This window comes from Flammeovirga sp. SJP92 (assembly GCF_001583495.1).
Lineage (GTDB): Bacteria > Bacteroidota > Bacteroidia > Cytophagales > Flammeovirgaceae > Flammeovirga.
On sequence record NZ_LQAQ01000116.1, the window covers coordinates 81,466 to 93,065 of the forward strand.

Below are 11,600 nucleotides of genomic sequence, written 5' to 3' on the forward strand. Positions count from 1 at the left end.
GCACTTGCCAAACGAATTGTCCAGAAAGCCCACTGGTACGAATGTGAAGCGTTAGTGTCATCTGTCCTACAGATCAATAGAAATAAATCTCCTGGTTTCTAAATTATAGATATTCGAAAACTCAGTTTACAAAGCATTATTCTTATTGAATAGAATAAATCTACAGCATTATTATAATTTTTTAAACCGTGAACAATCGAAAACACTTTAAATTTCAACTGCTATCATTCAAGTTTTTAAAATACTTTCTTTCAATGGCAAGAGGAATCATTACGATGGCTTGAATTGTCTTGATCGGTGTGGGAAATTATTTTTTTCAAATCAATTCGTGAGCAAATGCAAATTTTCTTTTCAGGTTTGAATAATTGTTGATTTTTGGTGTGACCTTGGGAAATTTGGGCATAAAAAAATCCCTGAAGAGGGGAGTCTTGTGAAAAGTTGTAGAGAGAAGTGAGTAGAAATAGACGAGTTAGGATGAATTTTTATTAAAATGGAATGGATTAGACGCACTTCTTCTGTTCCAATACAGCGATTGGGTTCTTCCAGAGTTTGAATTGTGGTTGATCTTTGATCAGTTTACGCATCCAATAATATTTGGGACCGGCTTGTGATTGCTGTGCTCTGAGAAGCTGTAGATGTTCCATCCAAAGATCGTAGTATTCCCAATCATCTTGATGATGATGATACTTTTTACCAATCCGATAAGCGTACCATTTTTTGAGGTAGACAGCATCGTAGTTCTTGCCTTTAAATTTTAGATCGTAGTACTGATCAGAGTACCAATAGATATATTTTCTTTCGGCATAAAGCTCGTAATCATTTTTTCTCCTTGGATGATGTATGAATGGATTTTTCTTTTTGGAACCGGCGTATTTCTTTCGTGCTAAAAATAATTTATGTGCATATTCTGCGTCGTACTTTTGGGTTTTAGGATTGGTATTTCTTTTCAACTCACGGTAGATCGTAGATGGAGACACTTCTAAACCTTCCGCAATTTCTGCTACGGTAAATCGTTTGTCTTCAATAAGACTTTGGATGACTCTTCTATGATAAAGTTGAAGGTTTTTCATGAGATTCGTTAAATAGTCAGTTTTATTAATTCGTTAAGCTCTTTCAATGTAATACGAATGAACAAGGAATCAAATATTTTGTGATAGTTTTTACTTTCTTCGTAGACTTATGATTTAAATCACGGTGTTTTCAGGTAGTATTCAAAAGCTTTTTCCAACAGTAAGCTTTGATTAAATTGATGAAGCTTAGACCTCATAAAACAAAAAGTCAGTTTTTGCACTGCTGTTTATCATATTCCCAAGAATGAACGTAAATCGCTGACTTCATGGTTTTTATGAAAATTATACGAAAAGATAATTTTTACACTTCAAAATGAGTGATTTGTATTAGAAAATAACTAAAATTTAAGGCAAACTTTAAGATGTAATAGTATAAATAGAAGAGGAAAGTTGTTGAAAACGTTTCACGTGAAACAATTTATTGTATTATTTAAAGAAAATGGAACGGGTTGATTACTAGCTATTAATGTGAAATTCTGCTGAGAAGCGGTGAGTACAGTCGTTTCAAAAAACACAAAATTACCTTAACTTAAGGTCCTGAGATATTATTGAGATAAAAGAAAGGATGGACAACAAAATACTAATCATAGATATAGAAACGACAGGCTTCCTTAATCAAGGCGGACATATTGCAGAAATTGGAATGGTGGAGCTGGACTTAAGAAATGGAGATAAACAAATCGTTTTTGATAAAGTATGTCATGAGAAGGGCATGACATTAGAAAGTGTAGAAAATAGCTGGATTGTGAGCAATGGCTATATGTCTGTAGAAGAAATCCGATACAGTAAAAACCTTGAACATTTAAGAGAAGAAGTCCAGTCAATCATCAATACTTACACTTTAGGAGCGACGGCATTCAACCGCTCTTTTGATTTTGATTTTTTGGAAAGCAGAAACTTTTCTTTCCCAAAGAAACTAGATTGCCCAATGCAGTTATCCACTAATATTTGTAAGGTTTCTTGGAACGCGTATTATAAAAAATGGAAGTGGCCCAAAGTAGAAGAGGCCTACGACTTTTTCTTTCCGAATAATGATTACACCGAAATCCACCGAGGAGCCGATGACGCCTTCCATGAGGCTGATATTGTAATGGAATTGTATAGGAGAGGGGTTTTGAAGGTCTAACAATTTAAGTTGAATTACTTAAGTTCTCAACGTTGGATAAGCTAATAATATGAATTAAAAAGTTGAGTATAAATACTCTCTTGCAAAAACAAGTGTTTATACTCAAGTAAAAGCTAATGTTTTATCAGACATTTGTAATGTAATCAAAATATAAAATATTTGATTGAGTAGCTACTATCATTTTTTTGTTAACAAAGAAGGTAGAATCCGAAAAACCTTACGAGTAGGAATAATAAAACAGTAAAAGGTTAATATTATGGCTTATGCACAATGGGTAGCAATTACAATTTACCCTAGTAATTTTGAAGTGACATTGAAAAACGTTGCACATTCTTGGGGTAAATTTTACTCTGATGGAAATAAAGATAAAGAAATTGAACCATCTGCTATTAATGGAGTAAAAATACCTCAGAAAGGTAGTTATACAGTCTATGCTTGTGGGCGCTCTGATTCGGCTTCAGGAACAGAGGGAAGCTTTGACTTATATGATGGCAATACCAAAGTGGGAACATATTCTTGGGATTGCCCTTGGGGTTCCAAGGAGAATACATCTACTTGGACTCCTTATGGAGCTGCAGCTCCGAATAATCCATTTGTTACACAGCAATCTGGTGCAAATTTAGATAGTGGAGCACTTGGAAACGTTACACTTCAGACCACAGAGTTATAGAAGTTGTATCACTATAGACATAAACATGAGTCACCTCTCTAATATATTGACATATAAAATAGGGATGACTCATGTTTTTAATTGTAGATAATCAATTTAGAGATGTTTCAAACATGCTCTTACTGTTAATCTACTTTTATCAAAAATTCAATTACTTACAAACATTTTTCGCTAATGTCTTCTGTAATGATACCACATCTACACCACTGCTTAATTCATATGATAAAGGTTCACCTTGACCAGACAACCAGATTTTAAGTTCAGAGTCAGCGTCAAAATTTCCAGCAGTTTCAACCAAGAATTGTGTAATTGATTTGTACGGAATTGAATGATATTCTTTTTTCTTACCAGTTAAACCTTGTACATCCAAAACAATAAGTCTTTTGTTGGTGAATACCCATTTGTCTCTAAATATTTTGAAAGCCGCTTCAACATTTTCTCCTTCAAAAATGACATCAGTGAAGTCCGCTTCTAATTCTTCGGCGTTAAGTTCTGAGGCATTGCCCGTTAAGTTTGAGAAAAATCCCATGTTTTTAAGAGTTAATTTTAAATAGAAAAATTCAAATCAAAAGAGAGCAGGCAGATCCTGTTCTTACTAAACAAATCCAAGGCAACTACAATCTAGTGATTTATAAATATACTAAAAGTTGGTAATAAAGAATACAATGTTTTCTATGCTTACAGCATTTAGCATATTATTCTAAATTCTCTATGAGGAAGGCTTTTGAATAAATTTTTTAAGTGAAAAAATGACTAAAAACAAAATAGGTGTAAAACTATTACTTTACACCTATACTTTAGGTAGTCACACCTAAACCTGTTTTTTTTATTGTTAATCAATAATCAGTCGAATTAAGAAGGCATATACACCATTTATTGTAACACACCATCACTTTTACTTTAAATTTTGATAAATGTGAATTCGTTTTAGTCTTTAATAATTGCTATTTTAATTACACAATCTAAAGCTCGTCATTTTGTTGAACAATGTTAAGACCATAACAGTCATATTCTGTTACTTTTTGACATTTGAGCGATTTTGAATAGTTTGTGACTGATTTGTACAACTTTTAGGGCTAAAAAAGAGCTTTTTTTCGATTTGTAGGGATTTTTTGTGCACCATTTGTTATAAATAATCAGGAGTGATTATTTGATACATTCTCTCTAATAAAGAATATTTGAAGTAGCTCTGGAGGAATAGACTAGAATTAATACAATTTCTTGAAAATTTATTTATTTGACAATCTTCAGTATTAAATAAGGTAAGTGCATTTTCTATTTTCTTGAAGAAGAACATTGAATATGTACAAAAAAATGAACATTCTGTCAATTTATTTTTGAGACCAGCAAGCTATAATTGTAGATGTAAGCGAAGCCTTCAAATGTTTCTTTCATTCAAAAATCAGAAAAAATTTACTGGTTGTTAATGGTGGTCGGTTTGGACGTTGTAATACGACGTTCCCACAGTAACTGCAATAGAGTCTAATTTTGTATTTGACATCAAAAGTTAGCAGCACCTTTTAATTGAAAGTAAATGATCATTTAGTTTACAACTTACTACATTGTAAACTAAGTTTTCGTTATTTGTAGCATTTAGAAATCAGGAGACTTCTGATGATATGAAGGACACGAATGACGCCAACGCTTAACATTCGCGCCATTGAGCTTTCTACCATGATAGTTTGGCAGTACTCCCCTTGGCATTGAAGGGAAAAGCGTTAAGAATTTCATGAATTGAGCCGTTAAAAATGATTTTCCTGTTTGAGCTTTAGCGAGTTTAAAATCATTTAGGAGAAAGGAATGGAATTTAGCTTTTGACTTCTAAGCCTTGAATTTTTTGCTTCATTTTTGTTTCAGGACAAAAATGAAGAAGAAGGAAGGTTGAAAGTAGAACTTTCAAAGCTTGTAGAAATGTTGCGTGAAAGTTGACGATAATTTAGTTTACAATTTACCATTCAAGATCTTAATTTATAATAACATGACATTATTATCTAAAACCACACTACTACCATTATTACTTCTCTTTTATGGTGTTGAGCTGTTGGCTCAATCTATTCATTTGAAAGACTACAATATTACTGAAGCCAATGATGCCACACTTGTAGTGGTCAAAGCCATTGAAGATGCCAAAGCGAAAGGTATCCGTAAAATCAAGTTTCCAAAAGGCACTTACCATTTTTATAAGACTTTTGCTCCTGATTATTATTGTGCCATCACTAATAATGATAATGGCTTAAAAAGAACTCCATTTCCTATTATTGGTTTTAAAGATTTAGAAATTGATGGAGGTGATTCTGATTTTATTTTTCATGGGAAAATGATTCCTTTTCTTATTGAAAACAGTGAGCATATTACAATCAAAAACTTAAACATAGACTGGGAGAGACCTTTTTATATAGAAGGAGAAGTTATTGCCAATGATACAGATGAAAAGACTTTTGATTTACATCTCAATACAGATTATAAAGTACAAAACGGTCATTTATATGTGATGCTAGAACGTGATGATACCCCTTATGAAAGGGATTTTGGTTACCGTTTTGCCATTCCAGAAGGAGATCAAATGGAAGTGGGACAGAATATATTTTGGGATAAAAAACTCAAAAAACCACTTTATAATACTAGAAATTACCAATTAAGAGTCAGATCAATTGAAGCGGTGGAACTTGAAGAAGGGAAGGTGAGGTTGAAAGCGAAATCAAGGGAGTTGCCACCTGTTGGTGCTGTTTTAAATTCCAAAGGAGCTTATCTTTCTAATCGGACTTCACCAGCGTTTAGGGTATTTAAAACCAAAGACATCGAATTCAATAATATCAATATTTATCATGCTGGAGCGATGGGGTTGATTGCTGAGCGCTCTGAAAATATCACTTTAGATGCTTTCAATGTAAAATTGAGAGAAGGAAGTGAACGTATGGTGACCACCACTGCTGATGCTACTCATTTTTGTAATAACAAAGGCTTGATCACCATCAAAAATTGTCTTTTTGAGAATATGTTGGACGATGCCACCAATATTCATGGTACATATGTGAGAGTAAACAAAGTAATAGATGATTTTTCAGTGGCTGTGGAAACGTATCATCCACATCAGAAAGGTTATTTATTTGGAGAAGCAGGTGATTCTGTTAGAGTGGTAGATCATGACCGACTGTTGCCTAAAACGGAGGCAATGGCAATAAAAGAGGTGAAGTATATCAATGAGAAAATTTCAATTCTGACTTTCAATCAATCCATCAAAGGTAAAATAGCATTGTACAATGGCATTGAAAATATATCATGGAATGCATCGGCTGTGATTGAAAACAACATCATCAGAAATAACAGAGCGAGAAGTATTTTACTTTCTACCAACAAACCTGTTGTTATTAGAAATAATTATTTATCCTCTCAAATGTCGAGTATCAGAATAACAGGTGACTTAAGGCTATGGAATGAATCGGGCCCTACGCAATCCGTTTTAATTGAGAATAACATTTTTGAAGATTGCTTGTATGGTGGGAATGCCAATCAATCTGTCATCCTAATTGACCCTCAATACAAGAACAAAACCATGATGGATCCAAAATACAAGTACTGTAAGGACATTTGTATTAGAAACAATGTGATAAAATCATTTGAAAATTCTATATTGACAGCTCAATCTGTTGAAGGAATTGAATTCACAAATAATAAGATTGTCCAAACAAACACTCATCAACCAATTTATCCTAAATCACCGAATGTGGATCTCAGAAATTGCAGTAAAGTCAATATCTCATCCAATACATTCTTGAAGAGTAACGGAGAAAAGGGAACGCTTAAAGTAGACGGAAAAACTGAAAACATTCAACTATCACCAACATCTGCTTTTGAGTTCTTCTCTAAAATGAAGTAATTATGGCAACTGACAAAAAGAACAGTAAACTATTCTTTTTAGTACTATTTTATCTGTTGGTCATCGAAGGCGTTTATGCTCAAAATGTGGTGGAAGGCACCATTACAGGAGAGGATGGGCTGACGATTCCAGGCGTTAATATTAAAATAAAAGAAACCAATCAAGGAACGGTTTCTGACTTTGACGGCAAATACCAAATCACTATTCCAAATGAAAATGCAGTTTTAGTGTATTCATTTGTGGGTTATAAAACCCAGGAAATCCAAGTAGGAAACCAAACCACCATCAATATAAACTTATTGATTGAAGAGAAGGCCTTAAAAGAGGTAGAGGTGGTGGCTATTGGTTATGGGGCAAAGGTAAAAAAGAAAGACTTGACCGGATCGGTAGGGTCAGTACATGGTGATGAACTTACCAAAAGCAAAGCAACTTCTTTTATGGAGGCTATGCAAGGAAGAGCCTCGGGTGTTCAGATTGTTTCACAATCAGGAGAACCTGGCGCAGGTGTAAACATCAATATCCGAGGAAAAAATTCATTGAGTATGAATTCTCAACCTTTGTATGTGGTAGACGGAGTGCAAGTTGAAGTCAATGATGGTGAAGTAGCTTCGGGAGATTTTGGATCAACGCAATCTTACAATCCATTGTCAGCCATCAACCCTAATGATATTCTTTCGGTAGAAATCTTAAAGGATGCTTCAGCAACTGCAATTTATGGATCAAGGGGTGCCAATGGTGTTATTATTATTACCACAAAAAAAGGGCAGGATGGTAAATTCAAGATCAATTTAGATATTTCTCATGGTGTGGCCAATGCTTCTAAAAAACTCAATGTTCTGGATGGAAATACTTATGCTGCCATGCGTTTTGAAAGAGACCCCAATTCAGAATTATATGGAGAAGAAATAGACGGTGTGAGAGTGCCGAGAATTTTTCCAGATTCAATGATGGTCAATTGGCAAGACGAAGCTTTTGTTCAGGCTCATATCCAAAACTATAATTTATCTTTTAATGGAGGAGGCAAGGGGTTCAATTATTCCTCTTCTTTTTCTTATTTAGAACAGCAGGGCATCATTAAAGGAACGGGATATGACAGGTTTACAGGTAGAATCAATGTCCATCAAAAAGCAAATAAATGGGTACAGTTAGGTGGAAATTTGAATTTTTCTAACTCGAATAACAACGGTGCTGCACTGAACGGTGGAAATGGTAATTTTAATGGTATTACGCAATCCATCGTTGTTTTTAATCCAATTTTAATTGATCCTAGTTTAGACCTGGATAGTTATGAAACGGGAGGTTTGACCTCTCCATACACCATGCTGACTGATGCTTATAAGAACGTGGAAATGAATCGGATTTTAGCCACAGCTTATATGCAATTGAACTTCACAAAGAAATTTCGTTTAAGAACAACAGTAGGTACCAATAGAGTACTTTCAGAGTCGAGGGAGTTTTATGGAAAAAATACAAGTTGGGGAAGAGCAGCAAATGGAAAAGGCATTATAAGAAACAATAATGGAGCAACGACCTTTTTGAGAAATATTTTATCTTATAGTAATAACTTCAAAAGAAAACACAAAATCAGTGCTCAAGCGGCATGGGATGTGGAGCAATATGAATTCAAGAGTAACCTGATTAAAACGTCTGGTTATGTAAATGAAGTGGTAGGAGTAGACGACTTAGGTTTTGCTCAAAATGTGGAGACACCCTATTCTACTCGTCAAGTTAATACAAGGATGTCAGGTTTGGGAATGTTGAATTATACTTTCAAAAACAAATACCTTTTTACCTTTTCATATAGAGCAGACGGGTCTTCAAAATTTAGAAATAACAAATGGGGCTTTTTCCCTTCTGCTGCTTTTGCTTGGCAATTGGGGGAAGAGCACTTTATGAAAGGGTTAGACAAAGTGATCAGTACAGCCAAGTTCAGGTTTAGTACAGGAACTACTGGCAATGACCGAATTCCTACTGATGTGGCGTATAGTTATGCCTCGTCTGCAGATTATGGAAATGGTGGAACTATTGACAAAGGCTTTGCTCCACTTTATGAATCTTCATCAGACCTTAAATGGGAAACGACATGGCAACATGATATTGGTGTAGACTTTGGCTTTTTAAAGGATAGAATAAACCTTACGGCGGATATTTATTATAAAAGAACATCCGATTTATTGCTGTATGCCAATGTAACGGGCGTCAGTGGACAAGCTAAACAGTGGCAAAATGTGGGTGCAGTGGAGAATAAAGGGCTTGAACTGTCTTTGAATACTATTAATCTGGACCAGCAAAAATTCCAATGGAGCTCTTCTATCAATATCACTTTTAATCAAAATAAAATTCTGGATTTGGGAGGAGTAGATGAAATGCCTTTTACGATTCCAGGCGGATATATGACGGATTTAGGTCGCTTGGTGGTAGGTGAATCTATAGGTACTGCATACGGTTATGCGTTTGATGGTATTTATCAATCAGAAGATTTTAATGCTGATGGATCGCTGAAAGAAGGTGTGGTGCGTATGGCAGGAAGAAACGTGCAGCCTGGAGATTTCAAATACAAAGATTTGGATGGAGATGGAATTGTAGATTCCGATAATGATAAAACGGTGATATCACAAAGTGTACCTCAGCATTTTGGTGGCTTTTCCAATACTTTTAAATACGGAGGTTTTGACTTGAATATTCTCTTCCGTTGGTCGTATGGCAACCAAATTTACAATGCTGGAAGATTCAGATACGAAGGCGGGTTAGGTGTACAGCAAATCAATAATGTGACGCAGGAGTATTGGGATAATAGATGGACCGAAGAGCATCCTTCTAACAGTTATGGCAAGCTAGCTAATGCAGGAGCAAAAGACGTTTCTTCTTATTATGTAGAAGATGCTTCATTTATCCGTTTACAGAATATTTCATTGGGATATACTTTCAGTGGCAAGTTATTGAATAGTATCAATGTAGAAAACATCAGAGTTTACTGTGTAGCAGATAACCTTTTTGTGTGGACTCCTTATTCAGGGTACGACCCAGAGTTGAGTTTTAATAATCCAGTGATGACGGGTTTGGATCGAATTGGCTATCCAAGAGCCACGACCATGACTTTGGGACTGAATGTAAATCTATAATAGAAGAAGACAATGCAACAGAAGAACTTTACTTTTAAAACAAACACATTGACCTCATTTCTTTTTGGGTTTCTATTCTTATTTCAGATGTCGTGTAATGATTTTCTTGAAGTACCTCCAAAATCTAAAATTGATCCAGAGGATCTGATCGTAGATTCAATCAGTGCCGAAACTGCCCTTACAGGAATCTACAATATATTGAACGCTAGTGATGTGAATGGAGAAGGAAATGCGTCTACCTTTAGAAGAAATATGCTTTATATTTTGAATGGGGGATCAGATGAAGCAGTGCCCAATTCCAATCAAATTTTATATCAACCTTACTTGACTTATACTTACAATGACTCAGATATAATGGGAAGAGAGGCCTGGCTTTTCTTTTATGCGGGTATTAAAAGAGCTAATTTCTTTTTGGAGAAAATAGAAGGAGTAACGTTTCAAGGGGAGTTCAGAAAAAAGGAACAAATAGCTGAAGCAAGGTTTCTGAGGGGAATTTACTATCAGTATTTGGCTTGGTTGTATGGTGGGGTTCCCATCATTAAGTCAATAGATGGAAGTGGTGCGGATACATTAAGCAGAGCAACATTGCAAGAAGTATATACTCAGATTGAAGAAGATTTACTATTTGCGTATCAAAATTTGCCGGCTCAAAACTCTATTCCTGGAAGAGCAGATAAATGGTCAGCGGCAGGGTATCTTTCTAAAATGTATTTGTATTTGGCTTCGGCAAAAGAAAACAATATTGACCGCTATCATAACACAGATATCAATCAATTGGGTTGGGTAGAGAGTGAGATTTATTATCAGAAAGGATACACCATCAATTATGCTATTATTGGTCAGAAGGCATTAGTGGAAGATTATGTTCATTTATTTAGAGCTGAAACCAATCAAAATACTTACAGTGAAGTACTTTTTGGTGTGGAAGCAACTAACAATCAGGACGTAATTGTTATTTATGTAAACGGTTTTATTCCTCAGGGAAATATAAACACCAATGGAGGTGGGTATGGAATCGTTCGCCCTAGTGTAGAATTAATGGATCAATACCATCAAAAAGACCTTCGATTGGCCAATAATGTAACGGGAACGATCAATAATCAATCCGTTAAAGAAAACTTTTTTGGTGTAGAGTATTTTGTTCCTCAAACTATTAATCAAGGAAAGACAAACATTAGTGTTGGGAAATGGAGACAGCCTGTGCCGGGGTCTTATCCTTTAGAACCGTGGGCAAGTCCTTGTAATTTTCAGCTGATCAGGTATGCAGATATTTTATTGATGCAGGCAGAATATGAGGTGAAAGTAAATGCCAATGAAACAGTGGCAAGATCTTATTTGAAAGAAGTAAGAGAAAGAGCAGCAGGGGGAGACAGTCAGCTGGCAAATGAACTCACTTTTGCCTATAAAAAGTATGATATCATGGAAGAAATTAGAGATGAGCGTTCCCGTGAATTATGCTATGAAGGCTGGAGAAAACTGGACTTGATTCGTTGGGGAATCATAGAAGAAGTAATGAAGAACCTGACATTGGAAGGGAGCAAATATCAACCGCAAATGGAATTGCTTAAAAATAATTTTGCACCTTATAAAATCTGGTTGCCAATACCAGAAACGGAACTGATCTTAAACACGAATCTAATTCAAAATTCAGGCTATTAAACTAGCGTAACAGTGCAAATTACACACAATCTCGTTGCTTGGTGTATGTTTGAAACATACTCTTAGTATTCAATTT

8 protein-coding genes are annotated in these 11,600 nt (G+C 35.1%); 5 read left to right on the forward strand and 3 right to left on the reverse strand.

What is annotated here, in order from left to right:
- Positions 1–500: 500 nt before the first annotated feature.
- Positions 501–1,070, reverse strand: a complete 570-nt coding sequence (locus AVL50_RS30755; RefSeq protein ID WP_062621601.1) for a helix-turn-helix domain-containing protein — start codon at positions 1,068–1,070, stop codon at positions 501–503.
- A 565-nt stretch (positions 1,071–1,635) separates the two neighbouring features.
- On the opposite strand from AVL50_RS30755, the gene AVL50_RS30760 reads away from it, so the two are divergent.
- Positions 1,636–2,196, forward strand: a complete 561-nt coding sequence (locus AVL50_RS30760) for an exonuclease domain-containing protein (RefSeq protein ID WP_062621602.1) — start codon at positions 1,636–1,638, stop codon at positions 2,194–2,196.
- 256 nt (positions 2,197–2,452) lie between these two features.
- The gene (locus AVL50_RS30765; protein ID WP_062621604.1) at positions 2,453–2,866 is read left to right on the forward strand and encodes an aegerolysin family protein; all 414 of its coding nucleotides are present in this window, start codon (positions 2,453–2,455) and stop codon (positions 2,864–2,866) included.
- Positions 2,867–3,017: 151 nt separating this feature from the next.
- Here AVL50_RS30765 and AVL50_RS30770 read toward each other — a convergent pair whose 3' ends face one another.
- Together AVL50_RS30770 and AVL50_RS33200 are read right to left on the reverse strand one after the other, a co-directional pair.
- Entirely contained in the window at positions 3,018–3,395 is a 378-nt protein-coding gene (locus AVL50_RS30770; protein WP_062621606.1) for a PH domain-containing protein, read from the reverse strand.
- A gap of 1,064 nt (positions 3,396–4,459) precedes the next feature.
- Positions 4,460–4,597 carry a hypothetical protein gene (locus AVL50_RS33200; RefSeq protein WP_157491721.1) on the reverse strand — a complete coding sequence of 46 codons (138 nt, stop codon included), beginning with the start codon at positions 4,595–4,597 and terminating at the stop codon, positions 4,460–4,462.
- A gap of 247 nt (positions 4,598–4,844) precedes the next feature.
- Here AVL50_RS33200 and AVL50_RS30775 point away from each other — a divergent pair, with 247 nt between their 5' ends.
- The 3 genes from AVL50_RS30775 to AVL50_RS30785 are packed head-to-tail and all read left to right on the forward strand — an operon-like array spanning position 4,845 to position 11,524.
- A complete protein-coding gene (locus AVL50_RS30775; RefSeq protein WP_062621607.1) occupies positions 4,845–6,743 on the forward strand; it encodes a hypothetical protein in 1,899 nt (632 codons plus the stop codon).
- A 2-nt stretch (positions 6,744–6,745) separates the two neighbouring features.
- Positions 6,746–9,865: a TonB-dependent receptor gene (locus AVL50_RS30780; RefSeq protein WP_062621609.1), complete on the forward strand. Its 3,120-nt coding sequence runs from the start codon at positions 6,746–6,748 to the stop codon at positions 9,863–9,865.
- 12 nt (positions 9,866–9,877) lie between these two features.
- Positions 9,878–11,524 carry a RagB/SusD family nutrient uptake outer membrane protein gene (locus AVL50_RS30785; RefSeq protein ID WP_082796082.1) on the forward strand — a complete coding sequence of 549 codons (1,647 nt, stop codon included), beginning with the start codon at positions 9,878–9,880 and terminating at the stop codon, positions 11,522–11,524.
- The last annotated feature ends 76 nt before the right edge of the window (positions 11,525–11,600 follow it).

What these genes read in the sequence shown, in the direction of transcription:
- AVL50_RS30775 (WP_062621607.1), top strand. Translation starts at nt 4,845, where the DNA reads ATGACATTATTATCTAAAACCACACTACTACCATTATTACTTCTCTTT.
- AVL50_RS30760 (WP_062621602.1), top strand. Translation starts at nt 1,636, where the DNA reads ATGGACAACAAAATACTAATCATAGATATAGAAACGACAGGCTTCCTT.
- AVL50_RS30785 (WP_082796082.1), top strand. Translation starts at nt 9,878, where the DNA reads ATGCAACAGAAGAACTTTACTTTTAAAACAAACACATTGACCTCATTT.
- AVL50_RS33200 (WP_157491721.1), bottom strand. Translation starts at nt 4,597, where the DNA reads ATGAAATTCTTAACGCTTTTCCCTTCAATGCCAAGGGGAGTACTGCCA.
- AVL50_RS30770 (WP_062621606.1), bottom strand. Translation starts at nt 3,395, where the DNA reads ATGGGATTTTTCTCAAACTTAACGGGCAATGCCTCAGAACTTAACGCC.
- AVL50_RS30765 (WP_062621604.1), top strand. Translation starts at nt 2,453, where the DNA reads ATGGCTTATGCACAATGGGTAGCAATTACAATTTACCCTAGTAATTTT.
- AVL50_RS30780 (WP_062621609.1), top strand. Translation starts at nt 6,746, where the DNA reads ATGGCAACTGACAAAAAGAACAGTAAACTATTCTTTTTAGTACTATTT.
- AVL50_RS30755 (WP_062621601.1), bottom strand. Translation starts at nt 1,070, where the DNA reads ATGAAAAACCTTCAACTTTATCATAGAAGAGTCATCCAAAGTCTTATT.